This window comes from Streptomyces sp. NBC_01635, from assembly GCF_045209715.1.
GTDB classification, from domain to species: domain Bacteria; phylum Actinomycetota; class Actinomycetes; order Streptomycetales; family Streptomycetaceae; genus Streptomyces; species Streptomyces hirsutus.
This window is the reverse complement of the sequence record NZ_CP109277.1, coordinates 4,343,956-4,363,546: the sequence shown is the minus strand read 5'-3', so window position 1 is coordinate 4,363,546 and position 19,591 is coordinate 4,343,956. Positions and strand designations below refer to the sequence as shown.

Here is a 19,591-nt window from a genome sequence, read left to right as displayed (position 1 = left end):
TCGGGTCACGAGGGTCGGGTGTGAGGGCCGGAGCGTGAGGGCCAGGTGGTGAGGTTCTCGTCCCGGCGGTCGATCCGTTCCTCGCGGGCGGGTTGCCCGGACGTCGTCGGGCCGGTGGTCAGCCGCCCGCGTGGACCGGTTCCGACTGGTCGGCCGGGGCGGTGTTCTGCGGCTTGTCCGGCGAGCGGCGGGTGAGGCGGCTTGCCAGCGGTTCGGTCCAGCGGGCGGTGAGGGGGCCGAGGACGACCAGGAGCAGGACGTACGCCGTGGCCAGCGGACCGATCCGGGGTTCCGTGCCGACGGCGAGACCGGCGATGACGATCGAGAACTCGCCGCGCGCCACCAGCGTGCCGCCGGTACGCCAGCGGCCCTTGGACGGGATGCCCGCCCGGCGGGCGGCCCACCAGCCGGTGGCGATCTTCGTCAGCATGGTGACGACCGCCAGGGCGAGCGCCGGGAGCAGCACCGGCGGGATGTCCGCCGGGTCGGTGTGCAGCCCGAAGAAGACGAAGAACACCGCCGCGAACAGGTCCCGCAGCGGGGACAGCAGCCCGTGCGCACCCTCGGCGACCTCCTCGGACAGGGCGATGCCGACCAGGAACGCGCCCACCGCGGCCGACACCTGGAGGTGCTGGGCGACGCCCGCGACCAGCAGGGTCAGCCCCAGCACCACCAGCAGCAGCATCTCGGCGTTGTCGGAGGAGACCGCGCGGCTGACGATGCGTCCGTGGCGCAGGGCGATGTAGAGGACGGCGCCGACGGTGCCCAGGGAGATCAGCAGGGTGATGCTGCCCCCCGCGAGGCTGACGCCGGCCAGCAGGGCGGTGAGGATCGGCAGGTAGACGGCCATGGCGAGGTCTTCCATGACCAGGACGCACAGGATGACCGGTGTCTCGCGGTTGCCCGTGCGCCCGAGGTCTCCGAGCACCTTGGCGATGACCCCGGAGGAGGAGATCCAGGTGACTCCGGCGAGGGCGACGGCGGCGACCGGCCCCCAGCCCAGGAGCAGCGCGGCGACGGCGCCGGGGGCGGCGTTGAGAACGAAGTCGACGGCACCCGAGGGGTACTGGGTCTTGAGGGTGGTGACGAGGCTCGACGCGCTGTACTCCAGCCCCAGCATCAGCAGCAGGAGGACGACACCGATCTCGGCGCCCGTGGCCACGAACTCCTCGCTGGCCTGCAGGGGCAGGATGCCGCCATGGCCGAAGGCGAGCCCCGCGAGGAGGTAGAGAGGTATGGGGGAGAAACCCACCCGTCCGGCGAGACGGCCCAACAGCCCGAGGGCGAGGATGATCGCTCCGAGTTCGATGAGCATGGCGGTGGTGTTGTGCACGGGCGTCTGACCTCCGTGGATCGATGCGGTGTCGGCGTCTGTGCCTGATGAGCGGGTGCCGGAACGGCAGGTGCGGTGCCTGGTGAAGGTTTCCGGGGTCGGATGCCGGGGTGCGGGGGTGTCGAGAGGGCGGGGGACGGGTCTCGGCGCGAGCCGGGTGTGCCCCTACGGGGCGGGGGAGCACGCGCCGGGTTCCGGACCGAGGGGGCCGGGAGGGCCGAAGGGGCGGGTACGGCACGGGCTGCGGCCGGGGCGGGAACCGGCGGCGCTCGCGGCTGGTGAGGGACGCGTCAGCGCCGGGGGCGGCTGCTCGGGCGGCAGACGGCGCCGTCGGTATCAGGGACGCCGTCGCGGGCGGCGTTGTCGACACGTACGGGGATCACTCGACCCATGTCACGCCCCCGTTCTTCTTCCCGTCGGTTCAACCGGTCGGCGACGCTCGGCACTCGGTACGCGGCACCCGGGGCACGGCGCACTCGGTACGCCGCACTCAGTGCCCAGTACTCGACGCGCAGAGTTCAACGCTCGACGAAGGAGCGGAACGCTGCTCAACGGAGCGTAAGCGCTTGGTAAAGATTTTAGCGCACCCCGAACCGGGGTGCGCTGGGAAGAACGCCGCACGGCATGACAAAGCGACGTGCGGGAATGTGGAACTACCCGGCGGCCTGTGCCCTCAGCGGGTCGAGTGCCGCTCCCGACCGCCCCTCTGCGGCGGGTACGGGTCGAACAGCTGTACACCGATTCCGCTGAGCACCAGACCTGTCGCGATGAGCAGCCCGTCGGGCATGATCAGGCCGATGGTCAGCAGGACGAGGCCGACCCCCAGCACCCACCAGGCGCGCGCGTGCCGGTACTCGCGGGGCCGGGTGGGCCGCCCGCTGGACATCGAGCGGGCGAAATGCGGGTCGTCCTGCTCGATTCGGACTGCGAGATCGACGAGGCGCTTGTCGTCGGACTGGGGCACGTCTCCTCCTTCCCGAACGGTGGCAGCACGGTGAGACGGCCGACCGCCACCTCCGAAGCAACGCCTCCGGGCGTCGGTGCCGTGGCAACCGACGCCGGGGCGGAAAAGCGAAACGCCGGCCCTCAGGAATCTCGACACTCCACCATCGGGCCGACCTTGGGAGTTTGCCCGTGCGCCGAGGTCATCACCCGCCCGGTACGGGCTGATTCGACGGGCACGGGCCCGCGTCCACGTCAAGGATCGCCCGCCCGGGGGCCCCGCGACCATCGGGGGCAGCCCTCATCTTCGTGGGGGGCCAGGCTGTACGCGGACCGGGCCGGCGCCGCACACCCACGGGAAAAATGGGGGCTGTCACGGATGGCGCCCCGTCGGACCAGCGCTCACGCTGGGTCGTGACGGCCCGCGCCCGCGCCCCCGGTAGCGCGGGCCGTCAAAAGCTCCGTGGCACGGGAGCCTACGACAGCGGGGCCGCCCTGGGCTGCGCCCCTGCCGAGCAGCGCCCTGCGGGGGTGCTGTCCGCCAGGCTGTTCCAGGGGGCAGGACCCGGGAGGCAGCCTCCAGGGGGGGCAGGACCGGGGACAGAGGGCCGGGTCACGGCGGTATCGGCGGTATCAGGGAAAGACCAGGGGGCGGCAGGGCAGCACTACGGCGGTGCCGGGGCATAAGTACAGCAGGACGGCCGTGCGACGACGGACGGCTCCGGAGAAGCACGGTGAGGAGGTGGTACCGGGTGCCACTGTTCTGGCGGATCTTTCTGCTGAACGCCGTCGTGCTGATCACGGCCACCGTCCTGCTGCTCGGACCGGTCACCGTCTCCACGCCGGTCCTGCTCACCGAGGCCTTCGTGCTCACCGTGGGACTGGCCGCCATGCTCGGTGCCAACGCCCTGCTGCTGCGTGTCGGCCTCGCCCCGCTGCAGCGGGTCACCCGCGCCATGTCCACCACCGATCTGCTCCGCCCGGGACAGCGCCCCGAGGTCACCGGGCGCGGGGAGATCGCCGAGTTGATCAGCACGTACAACACGATGCTCGACCGGCTCGAGGACGAACGCGCCACGAGCAGTGCCCGCGCCCTGTCCGCGCAGGAGGACGAACGCCGCCGGATCGCCCAGGAACTGCACGACGAGGTCGGCCAGAGCCTCACCGCCGTCCTGCTCCAGCTCAAGAGGGTCGCCGACCACTCCCCGCCGGAGCTGCGGGAGGAACTGAGCCTGGTGCAGGAGACCACCCGGGGCAGCCTGGACGAGATCCGGCGCATCGCCCGCCGGCTGCGCCCAGGGGTCCTGGACGAACTCGGCCTGGCCAGCGCCCTCAAGGCACTCACCGCCGAGTTCGGCGGCCCCGGCCTGACGGTGCAGCACCGCCTCGCCCCCGACCTTCCCGAGCTGGGCCCGGAGGCCGAACTGGTCCTCTACCGGGTGGCCCAGGAGGGGCTCACCAACATCGCCCGGCACGCGAACGCCCGCCGCGCGGAGGTCTCCCTGCGCCGCACCCCCTCCGGAGTGGAACTGCGCGTCCAGGACGACGGCCGGGGCATCGGCGCCGCCTCCGAGGGCGCCGGCATCCTCGGGATGCGTGAGCGGGCCCTGCTCGTCGGCGCCGACCTCGACGTGGGCCCGGCCGCCGACGGCGGGACCCGGGTGCGCCTCGCCGTCCCCGTTCCCGTGCGGGGCCCCGCGCCCGTGCGGACCCCGCCGCCCGTGACCACCGTCCCCGACCGGAAACACCGAACATGACCGAGCCCGGCCCCACCAGCACCCCCACCGGCACCGAGAGCGGCGGCGCCCTGACGCGCATCCTCCTCGCCGACGACCACGCGCTGGTCCGCCGAGGAGTACGTCTCATCCTCGACGGCGAACCGGACCTGACCGTCGTCGCCGAGGCCGACAACGGCGCCGAAGCCCTCGAACAGGCCCGTATCCACGAACCGGACCTGGCCATCCTCGACATCGCCATGCCCCGCCTGACCGGCCTCCAGGCGGCCCGTGAGCTCTCGCGCACCCTGCCGCAGACGCGGATCCTCATTCTGACCATGTACGACAACGAGCAGTTCTTCTTCGAGGCGCTGGGCGCCGGCGCCTCCGGTTACGTGCTCAAGTCCGTCGCCGACCGCGACCTGGTGGAGGCCTGCCGGGCCACCATGCGCGGCGAACCGTTCCTCTACCCGGGCGCCGTCAACGCCCTCATCCGCAACTACCTCGAACTCGCCCGGGACGGCCGGAACCTGCCCGCGAAGGCCATCACCGACCGCGAGGAGGAGATCCTCAAGCTGGTCGCCGAGGGGAACACCTCGCAGCAGATCGCCGACCTCCTCGTCATCAGCCCCAAGACCGTGGAGCGCCACCGCGCGAACCTGCTGGCCAAGCTCGACCTGAAGGACCGGCTGGAACTCACCCGGTACGCCATCCGGGTGGGACTGATCGAACCCTGACTGCCCCTGACCGGCTCTCACCGAAGTCTGATCGAGCGTCAGTTTCCATGCTGCTGGCAGGCGTTCCCCGTGTAGGCGTTCCCCGTGCAGGCGTTTCCCGTGCAGCCGTTCTCCGTGGGGCCGATGCCCGCTGCTGTGCGGCTAGCGCTCGGCGTCGGCGGGCTCCCGGTCGGGCACGGGCCCGGCGTCCAGGCTTCCGTCGGGCCCCGCGTCCAGATCCGGGGGGAGCCCCGTGCCCGATGAGGGTCCGGTGTCCGGGTCGGTTCCGGTGTCCCGGGACGAGCCGCGGTCGGGCAGCCGGGCCTGGACGGCGCGCAGGGCACGCGCGAGCAGAGGGGACTGCTTGGCGAGCACCGGACCGAGCACGGCGAGGACGAGGACGTATCCGGCGATGAACGGCGTGAGCCGGTCGTCGAGCCCCGCGCCGGTGGCCATGGCGGCCAGGATCAGCGCGAACTCGCCGCGGGAGACGAGCGTGGTGGCGATGTCGGCCGCGATGTCGACGCCGTACCGGTACAGGCGGGCCACCAGGAGGCCCGCGATCAGGTTCATCGCGAGGGTGAGCGCCACCGCGACGGCCACCGGACCCGCGACGGAGGCGATGTCCCCCGGGTCGATGGCCAGCCCGAAGGCGAAGAAGAAGATCGCCGCGAAGGCGTCCCTCAGGGGGTGCACCAGAGTGCGGATCCGGGGCGCCGCGGGGGTACCGGCCACGATCAGACCGACCATGAACGCACCGATGGCGTCGACGACCCCGAGCACCTCGGAGACTCCCGCGACGAGGATCGAGGTCCCGAGGAAGGTGACGACCAGCAGCTCGTTGTCGCGTACGGCCATGATCCGGCCGAACAGCCGGGTTCCGTAGCGGGCGGCGACGGCGAGCACCATCAGGAAGCCGAACGCCTTGGAGGCCTGGAGAGCCATGTCCCCGAGGCCCTGGGCGCCACTGAGGACGGGCTGCAGGGCTGCGAGGTACAGCGCGAGGAAGATGTCCTCGACGACGGTGACACCGAGGATGAGGCGGGTCTCGGGCCGGCTGATGTGGCCCAGCTCGATGAGGATCTTCGTGACGATCGCGGAGGACGAGATGCCGAGCACCCCGGCGAGCACCAGGGCCTCCCGCGCTCCCCAGCCGAGGGCGAACCCGAACCCCAGCCCCGCGCCGACGTTGAGCGCCAGGTAGATGCCACCGGCGCTGAGGAGCTGTTTGCCGCCCCGTCTCAGGTCGTCGAGGTGGAACTCCAGGCCGAGGTAGAAGAGCAGCAGGACGAGACCGAGCGCCGACAGCATCGAGAAGTCGTGCGCGTCCTCGACCAGGACCAGGCCGGGCGTGTGCGGGCCGAGCAGAATGCCGGCGAGCATGAACAGCGGGATCGTCGGCAGTCCGATCCAGCTGCCGAGACGGGCCAGGAACGCCGCGGCGAGGAACGCGCCGCCCATGGCGAGCAGGGTGTCGGCATGTCCCACGGGTCACCACCTTCCACAGCACGGGAACGGAGGGGGGACTGATCGACTGACCCGAGTGGGGAACGCTCCTTCGTGTCGGTGGGGGTTCCCCGCCATACGGGGCCGCGGCCGGTGCACCCACGGGTCCCGAGGGGTTACGGCCTGTGCGTCCCGGGACCGCGGCCCGGGGGTTTCTCCACGCTCACATCCGACCCCCGGCACTCGCCATCCGTGACACCACCCAAACGAGATGGCGGACGACACCCACGGGGCATGGGGGAAGGTCCCTCGTCGCGGGCCGGCGCCGGATGCGGCGGAGCCACCGCGCGTTTCCACGCCGTACGGTTCGCGCCGTACGGTTTCGCGCCACGTGGCGGTGGCACACCGTACGGCTTCCCTCCGCAGGGGGACACACCGGGTGCAAGACTCTCTTCGCCCGACCCAGCCCGCCCCAGCCCAGTTCTGGCTCTGCCCAGCCCGGCCCGCCGTCCCCGTCAGGAGCACCGTCGATGCCTCACCCGTACGTCCTGCTGTCCGCCGCCGTCTCGCTCGACGGGTATCTCGACGACACCGGCCCCGAACGGCTGCTGCTCTCCGGCCCGGAGGACTTCGACCGGGTCGACGAGGTGCGGGCGTCGGTCGACGCGATCCTGATCGGCGCCGGCACGATCCGCGCCGACAACCCCCGGCTGCTGGTCAACGCGCCCGAGCGGCGTGCCGCCCGGGTCGCCGAGGGCCGCCCCGCATACCCGCTGAAGGTCACCGTCAGCGGCTCGGGCGACCTGGACCCGGCGGCACACTTCTGGCACACCGGCGGCGCGAAGGTCCTCTGCACGACCGACAAGGGCGCCGAACGCGCCCGCGCGCACGGCATCGCCGCCGACATCGTGCCGCTCGGCGCCGAGCTCGACTGGCGGCGGCTCCTGACGCACCTGTACGACGCGTACGGCGTCCGGCGGCTCATGGTCGAGGGCGGTGGCCTGATCCACACCCAACTCCTCACCCAGGGGCTCGCCGACGAGCTCCAGCTGGTCCTCGCCCCGCTCTTCGTCGGCGACCCGGACGCCGCCCGCCTCTTCGGCCCCGGCGCCTACCAGGGCGGTCGGCTGCGGCTGTTGGAGACCCGCCCCATCGGTGACGTCGTCCTCATGCGCTACGAGCCCACCGCCCCCGGCACCGGCCCGCTCCCCGTAGCCGCCGACCACCACTGGCTGGCCCTCGCCTGTGAACTCGCGGACCGGTGCCCGCCCTCGGAGACGGCGTTCAGCGTGGGCGCGGTGGTCGTGGCGGCCGACGGCACCGAACTGGCGCGCGGCCACTCCCGGGAGGGCGGCGACCCGGTGGTGCACGCCGAGGAGGCCGCCCTCGCCAAGATCGACCCCGCGGACCCGCGGCTCGCGACCGCCACCGTGTACTCCAGCCTGGAACCCTGTGCCCGCCGCACCTCCCGTCCGGTGCCCTGCGCCCGGCTGATCCTGGACGCGGGGGTACGGCGGGTGGTCACCGCGTGGCGGGAGCCGGACACCTTCGTGGCGGGCGCCGACGGCAGTGGGGCGCTGGCCGCGGAGGGAGCCACCGTCGTCGTCCTGCCGGAGCACAAGGAGGCCGCCGAGGCGCCGAACCGCCATCTGACCGGCCGGTGACGGAGGGGCGGGGATCATGTGTGTGCGGAGTGCCCTGCGCATGCCGTATGCTGGTTACACAACGACGCGGGGTGGAGCAGCTCGGTAGCTCGCTGGGCTCATAACCCAGAGGTCGCAGGTTCAAATCCTGTCCCCGCTACTGAAGGCCGAGGGCCGGAACCCGAAAGGGTTCCGGCCCTCGGTCGTTCCCGTTCCCGCTTCTGTTCCCGTTCCCGTCCTCCGGCCCGTCTTCCGGCGGAGGTTTCGAGAACGCGCTCTCCGGGCCCTCCCCGCCGATATCACGCCGGGTGATCGGGCCGCCCCGCTGCGCATAACAACTGATGTACTGTCAGATGCGGTGTGACGAATGAGGGAGAGTCAACTCGCCCGTTTTGAGGCGGTCGTGATGCTTAAGTCCGTGCGGGAATCGTTAACGATCAAGAGGAACGGCTTGGAATAAGAGCCCTCCGTCTATTAACGTTCGATAACGCAGCGCGGTCGTCCCAGCCGTCACACGAGTCGGCTCCGTGCGCACGCGCCGAATCCCGCAAGGGAACCGGGGAACCAACATTTTGGGGTGAATCGCGTAGATGCCCCCGTGGAGACACGGACGGTTACGCGCGTAGGAGACCTTCCTGCTCCGAACCCGTCAGCTAACCCGGTAGGCGAGAAGGAAGGAAAGGAGTGCGCCCACGTGGCGTCGAACCGGCCTGCCCCCGAGGCCCCCTTCATGCCGAGCCAGCGCGACAGCGACACCTTCGGCTACGGCAGCATCCGCACCGACGAGGGCCCCTTCGAGGAGTGGAACCCCACTGCGGAGTCCCTTCCTCCCGTGCGCGGCCGGCATCGCGTCGGCAAGCAGCGCGGCGGAGGCCTCGCCCGTAGCTCCACCGTCCTGGGCGTCGGTGTCATAGCCGCGGTCGCCGGTGGCGGCATGGCCAGCGCCCAGACCGGCAAGCCGCCGGTCTCGATCTCGATGCCGGACCTTCCCTCCGTCGGTTCCCTCATCTCCGACGAGGAAACCCCCCAGGGTTCCGCCACCCCGCTCAGCAGCATCGGCACGGTCGCCGACGAGGTCGAGCAGGGCAGCACCTCCGACGCCGGCGAGGTGCTGCGCGCCCGGATCATGGCTCAGGTCGAGCAGCAGCAGAGCCAGGCCGAGGACAAGGCCGCCGCCGAAGCCGCCGCGAAGGCGGAGAAGGAGGCCAAGGAGCAGGCCGCCGCCGCGAAGAAGGAGGCGGAGGAGCAGGCCGCCGCCGCGAAGAAGGAGGCGGAGGAGGAGGCCGCGAAGAAGGCCGAGGCCGAGCGTCTCGCCGAGCTGGCCACGCAGTACGCGCTGCCGACCTCCTCGTACACCATCTCCTCGACCTTCGGTCAGGCCGGCGCCTACTGGTCCTCCGGCCAGCACACCGGCCTGGACTTCGCCGCCCCCACGGGCACGCTGATCAAGGCGGTCCACACCGGCACGATCACCTCCGCCGGCTGGGACGGCTCCTACGGCTACAAGACCGTGCTGACCCTCGACGACGGCACCGAGATCTGGTACGCCCACCAGTCCTCCATCAACGTCAGCGTCGGTCAGCAGGTCAACACCGGCGACGTGATCGGCCGCGTCGGCTCCACCGGCAACTCCACCGGTGCCCACCTCCACCTGGAGGTCCACACCGGTGGCGCCGGCTCGGGCATCGACCCGCTGGCCTGGCTCCAGTCGAAGGGCCTCACCGTCTGAGAACCCGGCCCCGGCCGGTCTTCGCGCGCTCTCGCAGCCACAGCCCCGGCAGTCCTGACGACGACCCCCCGACGTCAGGACTGCCGGTTCGGCGTTTCAGGGGCGGTACGGGTATGCGTACGGGTTCGGCCCGGACGCCGGGTACCCGGGGTGCGCGAAGTGCGCGGGGTCCACGGCGCCGTACCTCCCGTACGGCCCGTATCTCCCGTACGGCCCGTACCCCTCGTACGCCCAGGGCGAGCCGTACGGGCCGTACACCGGCCAGGGCGGGACGGGCGGTGCGGTGACCCGGGCCGCGTGTTCCAGGGCCGGGCGGGCCGTGTCGCGGCGCCGCCACAGTTCCCGCAGCAGCTCGTGCTCCCGCGCGGCGAAGTCCGTACCCACGCCGCCGCGGCGCCCCCGGCGCCGCAGGAACGCCAGCGCCGTCGCGTACGCCCCGTACTGCGCCACCGCTCGGGACGCGGCCCGGCCGCCGTGCCCGCGCGCGTACCGCCGGGCGACGCGCCGGGCCCGCATCGAGCCGAGCGCGTAGGGCTGGGCCGGGGTCAGCCAGCCGGCCCTGACGTAGGAGGGCAGCTCCTCCCGTACGGTCCGCAGCCCGCGCTGCCGGGTCCACACCACCAGCCAGGTCAGCAGGCCGAACGACGGCACCATGAACGCCGCGTACACGGCGAAGAAGCCGTACTCGCCGAGGGTCGAGGAGACGTTCCACAGCGCGTGCAGGCCCATCGCGAGCAGCAGGCCGCCGAGCGGGAGCAGGAAGCGCACCGGGCGCCGCCGCCCGGTGGCGAGCGCGGCCGCCCCGAAGCCGATGCCGGTGAGGGCCGTGAAGAGCGGGTGCGCGAACGGCGCCATGACGACGCGGACGAAGAACGTCGCCGCGGTGACGGAGGAGACGCCGCTGCCGCCGGTGAGCTGGTCGGTGCCGAGGTAGAGGATGTTCTCGGTGAAGGCGAAACCGGTGGCGGTGATCCCGGCCAGCACCACGCCGTCGAGGATCGTGGTGAAGTCGCGTCTGCGGAACAGGAAGACCAGCAGGACGGCGGCGGCCTTCGCGGACTCCTCCACGACCGGGGCTATCACGGTCGCGCCGAGCGTGTCCGCGCGGGACGGGTCGGCGGTCTCCGTCGCTATCCACCGCGTGGCGAAGCTGTTGGCGACGATCGCCATGAGCGCGGCGGCGCCGGCACCCCAGGCGAACGAGAAGACGAGATTGCGCCACGGGCCGGGCGCGACCCGGTCCAGCCAGCGGAACGCGGCGACGAGCAGCGGCACCGGCAGGACGGCGAGGCCGAGGCCGACCAGGAAACCCTCCGTACCGGTCTGCTCGCGGACCAGACCCAGGATGACCAGACCCGAAAGCGCGAGGAGGGCCGCCAGCGCCCCGCGGCGCACCCGGGGACGCTGCCACCAGTGCGCGTGCCGCGGGGCGGGCCCGTCGGCCGGCCCTGCGGGGCCGGGGGCCGCGCCGGGCTGTGTCGGGTACGGACGGCTGATGGCCACAGCATTGACCCTAACGAGGGAGCGGTGCTGCCCGCAGGAACACCAGGTGGGCTCAGGCGCCGGCGGCGTTCCGGTCCTCGGACCGGGTGGCGGCCCGGGTGCCGGGCCGGTCGTCGTGGTGTACGCGGCGGAAGAGCAGGTCGTTCACCACATGTCCCTTGTCCAGCCCCTGCCCCTCGAAACGGGTCAGCGGCCGGAACTCCGGACGCGGCGCGAAACCGCCGTCCGCCACGGTGTTCTCGAAGCAGGGGTGCGCGGTCAGCACCTCGAGCATCTGCTCGGCGTACGGCTCCCAGTCGGTGGCGCAGTGCACGGTCGCGCCCGGGGCGAGACGGGCCGCGGCGAGGTCGAGGAAGGCCGGCTGGATCAGCCGGCGCTTGTGGTGCCGCTTCTTCGGCCAGGGGTCGGGGAAGTAGACGCGCAGCCCGCCCAGCGCGTCGGGGGTGAGCATCTCGCGCAGCAGGATGATCGCGTCGCCGTTGCCGACGCGCACGTTGTCCAGGCCGTGCTGGTCGGCGAGGCCGAGCAGATGGCCCTGGCCGGGGGTGTGGACGTCCACGGCGAGGATGTTGGTGCCGGGGTCGGCGGCGGCCATGCGCGCGGTGGCCTCGCCCATGCCGAAGCCGATCTCGAGGACGACCGGGCGGTCGTTGCCGAAGAACGCGGCGAGGTCGAGGCGCTGCCGGCCGTCGACGTCGAAGCCCCACCGGGGCCACAGCCGCTGCAACGCGTCCGCCTGCCCGGCGGTGACCCGGCTCCGGCGCGGCTGGAAACTCCGGATCCGCCGCTCGAAGTGCGACCCGGCGGGATCGGCCTTCGGGCCGTCCGGGAAACGGGGCTCCCCCTTCTCCCGGGTACGGCGGACCGACACGCCGGGCGTGTGCTCGAAGGGCCGGGTGTGTGCATCGGGGGTGTTCACGGAGTCAGACACAGTGCTGACGATTTTACGGGGGTGCCGCGAGGGATTCGTCCGACGGCCGCGGGAGCGGTCGCCTCAGCGGGGTGCGCCGCCCAGGGCGGCCAGGGTCCGGCGGGCCACCTCCCGGCCGATGGGCAGGGACGCGGTCGCCGCGGGCGAGGGGGCGTTCAGGACGTGGACCGCGCGGGGCGTCTCCCGGATCAGGAAGTCGTCGGCGAGCGTGCCGTCACGCAGCACCGCCTGCGCCCGTACGCCCGCCGGGGCCGGGACCAGGTCGGCCTCCCGGACCGCGGGCACGAGCCGACGGACCGCCTCGGTGAAGGCCCGCCGGGACAGGGAACGGTGCAGCTCGCCGGTGCCGTGCCGCCAGTGGCGGCGGGCCAGGTGCCGGGAGCCCGGCCAGGCCAGTGTGGCCGCCAGCTCGCGCGGGCGGACCGTCCGCCAGTCGTAGCCCTCGCGCGCCAGCGCCGGTACGGCGTTGGGCCCGACGTGGACGCCCGAGTCGATGCCGCGCGTGAGGTGGACGCCGAGGAACGGGAACGCCGGGTCGGGCACCGGGTAGACCAGGCCGCGGATCAGCTCCGGGCGGGCCAGCTCGTAGTACTCGCCGCGGAACGGCACGATGCGCATGCCGGGGTCGTCGCCGGTCAGGCGGGCGATCTCGTCGCAGTACAGCCCCGCGCAGTTCACCAGCACCCGGCCGCGCACGACGTCCCCGGCGGCGGTCAGGACGGCCACGCCCAGGTCCGGGCGGCGGTCGACCCGGGTGACCCGCGCGCCGTAGCGGATCTCCGCGCCGGAGGCGGCCGCCAGCCGGCGGGCCACCGCCGCGTAGTCGCAGACACCGGTGGTGCCGACGTGGATGGCGGCCAGGCCCTCGACCTCCGGCTCGTACGCGGCGATCTGCGCGGCGCCCAGTTCGCGGACCGCCAGACCGTTCTCCCGGCCGCGCTGGACCAGGGCGTGCAGGCGGGGCAGCTCGTCCCGGCGGGTGGCGACGATCAGCTTGCCCGTCACCGCGTGCGGGATGCCGTACTCCGCGCAGAACTTGACCATCTCGGCCGCGCCCCGCACCGCGTACCGCGCCTTCAGGGAGCCGGGGCGGTAGTAGATGCCGCTGTGGACGACGCCGCTGTTGCGGCCCGTCTGGTGCCGGGCGGGGCCGGGTTCCTTCTCCAGCACCGTGACCCGCGTGCCCGGTGCCGCGCGGGTGATCGCGTACGCCGTCGACAGGCCGATGATGCCGCCGCCGATCACCAGCACCTCGCAGTCGTACGCCCGCCGTGCCACCCGCACCACCTCCAGGTCCCGATAGTGCACTGCGCCACTGACAACGCCCGTAAACCCCGGACAACCCGGAAGGCGGCAAGGGGCTGCCGAAGGCTGCCGGCAGACGGCGGCCCGGATCAGGCGGGGCGCACGGGCATCGGGCGGGTGTCAGGCGGGAGTCATCAGCAGGGGCCGGGCGCGCTCGCGCAGCTCTACCACGCGGGGTTCGTCGCCGTAGGGCTCCAGGCGGTGCAGGAGGTCCCTGACGTACTCCGTGGTGCGCGCGGACGAGATGCGGCCGGCCACCTCCACCGCGCGCACCCCCTGCTCGCAGGCGGCGTCCAGGTTGCCCGACTCCAGTTCGGCGACCGCCGAGACGACGAGCCGCAGCCCGTGGGAGCGGACGAACTCCTCCGTCGGCCGCGACAGCGCCTGCTCGGTGAAGCGGCGGACCTGGCGGGGCGCCTTCAGGTCGCGGTAGCACTCGGCGGCGTCGGCGGCGAAGCGGTCGTAGGAGTAGAAGCCCAGCCAGACCGGGTCGCTGTCACCGGGGCGGGAACGTTCCAGCCAGCCCTCGGCCGCCTTCAGGGCCGCGCCGGCCGCCGGGGCGTCGCCCGCGCGTGCGTGCGCGCGGGCCTCCACGAGCCGGAAGAAGCTCATGGTGCGGGCCGTGGCCAGGCCGCGGTTGCGCTCCAGCGCGGCCTGGGCGAGGTCGACGCCCTCGTCGCCGAAGCCGCGGTAGGTGGCCTGGAGGGACATGGAGGCCAGTACGTATCCGCCCAGGGGGACGTCGGCCGCCGCGCGGGCCAGGCGCAGGGCCTGGATGTAGTAGCGCTGGGCGGCTTCCTGCTGGCCGGTGTCGAAGGCCATCCAGCCGGCGAGCCGGGTGAGTTCGGCCGACGCGCCGAACAGGGAACGGCCCACGTCGTCGGCGTAGGAGCCCAGCAGCAGGGGCGCCGCCTCGACCCGCAGGCACTCGGGGACCATCGACGAACGCCAGTCGCCGCCTCCGTATTTGGAATCCCAGCGGCGCGCGTCCTCGGCGGCCTCGCGCAGTTTGCGCACATCGCTGTGGCCGACTCTGGCCGGTGCGGCGGAGCCCTCTCCGGGGCTCACCTCGCGTGCGACCGAACTGTCGGCCGGGGTTATCAGCCAGCGTGAGGCAGGCGTTGCATATGCGCTCACTGCGAACGATCCGGCGAGCGACTGCCAGATGCCGCCGGACCCCGCGCGGCGGCCGGCCAGGTCCAGCCGGTACAGCTCGGTGGCGGACTTCACCGCCTGTCCGACGTCCCGGGGGAAGGCCAGGCCCACTTCGGGGGCGGGATCCGCGTCCGCCAGGCCGATCTCGTGGAGCGGCACCGGGCGGCCGAGCTTCTGGCCGATGGCGGCGGCGATCAGGTGGGGCGCCGCACCCTGCGGCACCATGCCCTTCGACACCCAGCGCGCCACCGACGTCTTGTCGTAGCGCAAGGTCAACCCGCGTTGGGCGCCAAGGTCGTTGACGCGCCGCGCGAGGCCCGCGTTGGAGATACCCGCGAGGGCGAGGACGGTGCCGAGCTTTTCGTTCGGCCCGCGTAGCTCCCTGGACATGCGCCACCCCTCGACACAGACGGCTGCCGCTCTGGCATAACCGCGCGGCATTCGTAAACCCAGCGTAGTTCGCCGCATCCCAAGCGTTAAGGGGCATTCTTCCGGATGGCGGGATTGTGGTCCGTACTGAAGTACGGGTCCGATACGCGCAGTTGCTGCATGCTCCCGGCGTGTGGCCGTGCGCCCGTGCGTGCGCTCTCCTCCGGCCACGGCGGGGGCGATTCCATGGTCCTTGCGTGGGTCGGCCCGCTGTACTGGATCCAGTGGGCTGGGGGACACCGCCGCCTTCATCCCCGCGGGCGGCGGAACGGTCCGGGAGACGCACTCCGTCTCCCGGACCGCACGGCTTCCCGGCGGTGCGCAGAGCCTGTACGGAGCGTGTTCGAGGTGGTCCCCGCCTCTTCGAATTGGCCGAAAATCGACCCCACTCTTTCAGGGCTGTCAGCCCATCTATCCTGGCAGTTGAGGGCGCGTTAGTGGTTCTTGGGGCGCGCTGGGGGGCGCATTCGCGTCGCAGCGGTGCAGGTGGGCGGGTGGTCGCGAGCGGACGATCTCCTTGCCTCGGGCGGGTGTTCGGATCGGGGTAGGAGTATCCGCCGGGGCGCATCCGACGGAGCACATGCGGCACCGGCACCCCGCCTGAGCGCCTCCTTCATGGCAGCATGGGTGAACCGGTGCGTGCGGTGCGCCGGTTGTCCACAGCCTGTGGAGGCGTCGATGCGGTGGTTGGTGGGATGGAGCAGCGCCGCCGCGGGCGCCCTGGCGTACGGCTCCGCCGGCGCCACCGGCCCCGACGGCGAGACACTGCAACCGGTGGGTTCCCATCCGTTGTGGGGCGACCCCGATCCGCTGTGGGCGGTCGGCGACTGGCGCCCCGACGAGGTGCGGGTGGTGACCGGCGACGCCGAGACGCGGATCGCCGTCCTCGGCACCTGCGGAGCCTCCGACGAGCAGCTGCGCGCCGCCCTGTTCGCCGCGCGCGGCGGCGCGCTGCGCCACCTGACCGCCTGGCCGGGCAGCTACACCGCCGTCGTACAGGTGGGCCGCCGGGTCACCGTCTGCGGCGACCTCGCGGGCGCCCGGCCGGTGTTCCACACCCCGTGGGAGGGCGGCACCGCCTACGCCACCGCCGCGCTGCCGCTCGCCGACCTCGTCGAGGCCAACCTCGACTTCGGCCACCTCGCCGCGCTCCTGGCCGCCCCCGACGTGCCGGCCGCGCTCCACGACTCCACTCCGTACGACGGCGTGAAACGCGTTCCGCCGGGGCATGCGCTGATCCTGCGCGCCGGGGCGCGCGAGATCGCCGGGTACGAGCCCGTCGCCTCACTCGCCGTCGCCGCGCCGCCCGCCGACCCCGACCGCGCGGTGGACGCCGTCCGGGACGCGCTGGTCGAGGCCGTACGCACCCGGCTCGCCGCGCCCCGGCACGTCCCTGGCGCCGACATCGATCCCGGCCCGGTGCCGGGCATGGGCCCCGCCGAACGGCGCGCGGCGCGCGGGATGCCGGTGCCCGGGATCGGGGCCGACCTCTCCGGCGGGCCCGCCTCCGGGACCCTGGCGCTGCTCGCCGCCGGGCTGCCGGGCATGCCGGGGACCGTGCTGGGGCACGGCACCGGCGCGGGCGAGCGGCTGCTCGCCGTCACGTTCAACGATCTCGCGGGGGGCCAGGCCGGTGCGGGGAGCGGTCCGGCCGGCGGCCGGGCCGACGAAATCGCGCGCGCCGGGGTGCTGGCCGCCAACCCCCGGCTGCACCACGTGGTCGTCCCCGGCGGCGAGGACACCCTGCCGTACGCCGACCTCGACGGGCCGCTCACGGACGAGCCGGCCCCCTCCCTGGTCACCGCCGCCCGGCACCGGGCACGGCTGGCCGCGGGCAGCGCCGACCACTTCACGGGGTACGGGGCCCGGCAGGTGCTCGACGCGCATCCCGCGCGCCTCGCCGACCTCCTCATGGACCGCAAGCGGCGCCATCTCGTACGGCCCGTCGCCGCGCTGGCGAAAGCCGACGGGTCTGTGATGGTGCCCGCGCGCGTGTACGCCGCGGCCCGGCGCCTGGCCCGTACGCCGTACCGCACGGGACTCGAGACCCTCGCGGAGCAGCTGCTGCGCCACCAGCTGGACGACGGGACCCCCTGGGGTGCGGCGGACGCCTCGCTGGCCGCGCTGACCTGGGGAAGACCCGGTCCGGCGGCGCGCTGGCTGACCGGGGAGGCGCTCGCTGAAGTATCGGTTCGCCTTCAGACGTCCACCCGCCGGTCCGACGTGGGGCCGGGTCAGCGGCCCGGTGACTTCCGCGCGCGTGCGGCACTGACCCGGCACGCGGCCGGTGTACGGGTGCTGGAGCAGGCCGCCGAGATCCGCTTCCAGCGGCTGCACACACCGTTCCTCGACAACCAGGTCGTCCGCGCGTGCCGGGGGCTGCCCGAGGCGCTGCGGGTGAAGCCGGGGGCGCGGGCCTCCATCCTGCGGAGCGTGCTGGAAGGGTCCGGCGTGCGGGACCTGCCCACCGGGTGGGGTGCGCCGACCCAGTCGAACGCCGCTGCCGAGGCGCGGATCGGGCTGCGGGCCGCCGCCGGCACGCTGATGACGTTGTTCGACACGCCGCTGCTCGCGGAGGCGGGGCTGGTCGAGGCCCGCGTGGTGCGCAAGGCGCTGCGGGCCGCGGCGGAGGGGGAGCCGCTGCCGCTGGACGGGCTTGCGGATCTGGTCGCGCTGGAGCTGTGGCTGCGGCGGCTGCTGGCGCGGCGGGGGACGTGCTGGACGGGGACGCCCGGGCGGCAGCGGGCGGTGCCCGGGGGGATCGCCCCGCAGCGGGGGGCGTTGGCCCGGGGGGTCTGAGAGGGCCTACGTACAGGTGAAGCGGGACTCGGCCCAGTCGGCCAGGGCCAGGCGGTCGAAGGGGCTGCGAGGTTCCACCACCAGGCGTACGGTCTTGCGGCCCGTCAGGTCCACGTGGACCGGGACGGCTCGGTCGCCGCCCTTGATCGGCCCGGAGTTCCACAGGGGGACGCCGTCCGCGTGGACGGAGAAGGCGACCTTGCCCAGCTTCATCGTCAGGTCGTCCACGCCGATCATCGCGTCGTAGGCGGTGCACGGGCGGTTCAGGTCGATGGTGACGGAGGAACGGCCGTGGACCGTCACGCCCGGGGAGTAGCTCCGGCGGGCGATGGGCAGGGCCGAGCGCTGCCAGACCCAGCTGCTCCCGCGGATGCGCATCTCGGGAGCGTCACCGTCGCCGCTGATGTCGTAGACGAGTGCGCTCCACTGGTGGACCGTCGGGGCGGGCGGAGGGGGAGGCGGCGGCGGTGGAACCGGGGTGGGAGCCGGGGCCGGTGCGGGGGTCGGCGTGGGGGCGGGTTTCGGGGTCGGCGCGAGGTTGGGGGGCGGGGCCGGCTCGGGGGTGGGGGGTGGTGTGGGTGTCGGGGTGGGCTTCGGGGTCGGGGTCGGGGTCGGTGCGGGCGTCGGTGGCGCGAGGGGCGGCGCGGGAGGCGCGGGTGCCGGTTCCGGGTTTTTCTCCGAGGGCGGCGAGGGCTCCTCGCGGACCACGGGGGACGAGGCGGGCGGGGCGGCCTTCGGCTCCTCGGCGGGTTTCTCGTCGCCCGAGAGGGCGAAGGCGAGGGCCGCCGCCGTCGCCACCGCGACCACACCGGCCGCCAGGCCCGCCTTCACCGGCGCGGCCAGCCCTTCCGAGGCCACCGCGCCGGCCGCTCCGCCCGAGCCACCGGTGCCGACCGCACCGGCCGCGCCCGCCGCGCCCGCGGCGGCCGTGCCTCCGGCGAGGAGACCGGCCGCCTTGGCGTACCCGGCGGCGCCGAACCAGCCGATGACGGCCACGGGCACCAGGGAGGGGATGCCGCCGGCGACTTCCTGGACCTGGACGGCCGCCAGCCGGCACCGCGCGCATGCGTCCAGGTGTCCCCGCAGTCCCCGTTCGGCGCGGGTGCGCAGCCGGCCGCGCGCGTACGTGCCGAGCTGGTCGGCGTAGCGGGCGCACTCCTCGTCGTCGGTGAGGGTCGCGCTGACGTGCGCCTGGAGGTACGCCTGCTTCAGGCCCTCGCGGGCGCGGCTGGCCAGGACGCGGGTGCCGTTGGCGTCCAGGCCGAAGAGCACGGCGACCGTGCTCGGCGACTCGTCCTCGACCTCGGTGTGCCACAGCACCGCCTGCCAGCGCTCCGGCAGCGACCTGAACGCCTGCATGGCCATGGACTGCTCGGCCTCGTGCATCGCCCGTACGTCCGCGCCCAGGTCCAGGGCATCGGTGTCGGACACGTGCGGAAGGCGCGCGGCCTGGGTGGCGAAGGCCGCGAAGTCGTCGACCAGTTGCTCGCGCTTCGCCGACCGGGTCCAGGACGCCGCCACCCGTCGTACGGTCGTGAGCAGGTACGCGCGTACGGCGTGCTCGGGGCCCGAACCGCCGCGCACCGCCTGGAGCACGCGGGCGAAGACCTCGGCGGTCAGGTCGTCCGCGGTGTGGGCGTCCCGGCAGCACGTACCGGCGTACCGGCGCACCGCTTCCGCGTGACGCCGGTACAGCTCCTCGTACGCCGAGTCGTCGCCCGCGCGCATGCGCGCGATGAGAGCGGCGTCGGACGGCGGCAGTTCGCGCGGGGGAGGCAGGACGCTCCCCTCGCGCCGGTCGCGCTGGGCGGGGACGAGGCCGTCCGGGTCGTCCATGTCGTCGGGGGGCACGCCCGTGCGCCACCCCTGACTCGGCACCTGCGGTGGGCTCTCGGCCCCGGGCTCGTCGTCACCGTACGACTCGTCCCGCCCGTCAACGCTCATC

At 73.4% G+C, this 19,591-nt stretch carries 13 protein-coding genes, 1 tRNA gene and 1 riboswitch; of the genes, 6 read left to right on the top strand and 8 right to left on the bottom strand.

All coding sequences use genetic code 11. From position 1 onward, the window contains the following. Nucleotides 1-118 precede the first annotated feature (118 nt). Nucleotides 119-1,333 carry a cation:proton antiporter gene (locus OHB56_RS20270; RefSeq protein WP_326753553.1) on the bottom strand — a complete coding sequence of 405 codons (1,215 nt, stop codon included), beginning with the start codon at nucleotides 1,331-1,333 and terminating at the stop codon, nucleotides 119-121. Nucleotides 1,334-2,006: 673 nt separating this feature from the next. Next, on the bottom strand, nucleotides 2,007-2,297 hold the full coding sequence (locus OHB56_RS20265; protein ID WP_406354833.1) for a DUF3040 domain-containing protein: 291 nt from the start codon (nucleotides 2,295-2,297) through the stop codon (nucleotides 2,007-2,009). Nucleotides 2,298-3,027: 730 nt separating this feature from the next. Between OHB56_RS20265 and OHB56_RS20260 the strand changes: the two genes are divergently transcribed. Then, on the top strand, nucleotides 3,028-4,032 hold the full coding sequence (locus OHB56_RS20260; RefSeq protein WP_406354832.1) for a HAMP domain-containing sensor histidine kinase: 1,005 nt from the start codon (nucleotides 3,028-3,030) through the stop codon (nucleotides 4,030-4,032). Further along, on the top strand, nucleotides 4,029-4,727 hold the full coding sequence (locus OHB56_RS20255; protein ID WP_055597862.1) for a response regulator transcription factor: 699 nt from the start codon (nucleotides 4,029-4,031) through the stop codon (nucleotides 4,725-4,727). The genes OHB56_RS20260 and OHB56_RS20255 overlap by 4 nt, the downstream gene beginning before the upstream one ends. Before the next feature lie 141 nt (nucleotides 4,728-4,868). Here OHB56_RS20255 and OHB56_RS20250 read toward each other — a convergent pair whose 3' ends face one another. Further along, entirely contained in the window at nucleotides 4,869-6,194 is a 1,326-nt protein-coding gene (locus OHB56_RS20250) for a cation:proton antiporter (RefSeq protein WP_406354830.1), read from the bottom strand. 488 nt (nucleotides 6,195-6,682) lie between these two features. Here OHB56_RS20250 and OHB56_RS20245 point away from each other — a divergent pair, with 488 nt between their 5' ends. The 3 genes from OHB56_RS20245 (at nucleotide 6,683) to OHB56_RS20235 (ending at nucleotide 9,524) form a co-directional block, all read left to right on the top strand. Then, on the top strand, nucleotides 6,683-7,816 hold the full coding sequence (locus OHB56_RS20245) for a dihydrofolate reductase family protein (RefSeq protein ID WP_406354828.1): 1,134 nt from the start codon (nucleotides 6,683-6,685) through the stop codon (nucleotides 7,814-7,816). A 65-nt stretch (nucleotides 7,817-7,881) separates the two neighbouring features. Continuing rightward, nucleotides 7,882-7,955 (top strand) — tRNA-Met (locus OHB56_RS20240). Nucleotides 7,956-8,321: 366 nt separating this feature from the next. Then, nucleotides 8,322-8,478: riboswitch (cyclic di-AMP (ydaO/yuaA leader) on the top strand. 11 nt (nucleotides 8,479-8,489) lie between these two features. After that, the gene (locus OHB56_RS20235) at nucleotides 8,490-9,524 is read left to right on the top strand and encodes a M23 family metallopeptidase (protein ID WP_326753548.1); all 1,035 of its coding nucleotides are present in this window, start codon (nucleotides 8,490-8,492) and stop codon (nucleotides 9,522-9,524) included. A 96-nt stretch (nucleotides 9,525-9,620) separates the two neighbouring features. Here OHB56_RS20235 and OHB56_RS20230 read toward each other — a convergent pair whose 3' ends face one another. From OHB56_RS20230 to OHB56_RS20215, 4 genes are all read right to left on the bottom strand, one after another. Then, nucleotides 9,621-11,027: a PrsW family intramembrane metalloprotease gene (locus OHB56_RS20230; protein ID WP_406354826.1), complete on the bottom strand. Its 1,407-nt coding sequence runs from the start codon at nucleotides 11,025-11,027 to the stop codon at nucleotides 9,621-9,623. 52 nt (nucleotides 11,028-11,079) lie between these two features. After that, nucleotides 11,080-11,958 (bottom strand): tRNA (guanosine(46)-N7)-methyltransferase TrmB, encoded by an 879-nt coding sequence (gene trmB / locus OHB56_RS20225; RefSeq protein ID WP_406354824.1) that lies wholly within the window; start codon nucleotides 11,956-11,958, stop codon nucleotides 11,080-11,082. A 63-nt stretch (nucleotides 11,959-12,021) separates the two neighbouring features. Next, nucleotides 12,022-13,266 (bottom strand): L-2-hydroxyglutarate oxidase, encoded by a 1,245-nt coding sequence (lhgO, locus tag OHB56_RS20220; protein ID WP_406354822.1) that lies wholly within the window; start codon nucleotides 13,264-13,266, stop codon nucleotides 12,022-12,024. A gap of 117 nt (nucleotides 13,267-13,383) precedes the next feature. After that, entirely contained in the window at nucleotides 13,384-14,808 is a 1,425-nt protein-coding gene (locus tag OHB56_RS20215; protein WP_326753545.1) for an MFS transporter, read from the bottom strand. A gap of 717 nt (nucleotides 14,809-15,525) precedes the next feature. Between OHB56_RS20215 and OHB56_RS20210 the strand changes: the two genes are divergently transcribed. Beyond that, nucleotides 15,526-17,646 (top strand): asparagine synthase-related protein, encoded by a 2,121-nt coding sequence (locus OHB56_RS20210; protein WP_406354820.1) that lies wholly within the window; start codon nucleotides 15,526-15,528, stop codon nucleotides 17,644-17,646. 6 nt (nucleotides 17,647-17,652) lie between these two features. Here the strand turns inward: OHB56_RS20210 and OHB56_RS20205 are convergent, their stop codons facing one another. Further along, the gene (locus tag OHB56_RS20205) at nucleotides 17,653-19,590 is read right to left on the bottom strand and encodes a sigma-70 family RNA polymerase sigma factor (protein ID WP_406354818.1); all 1,938 of its coding nucleotides are present in this window, start codon (nucleotides 19,588-19,590) and stop codon (nucleotides 17,653-17,655) included. Nucleotide 19,591 lies beyond the last annotated feature (1 nt).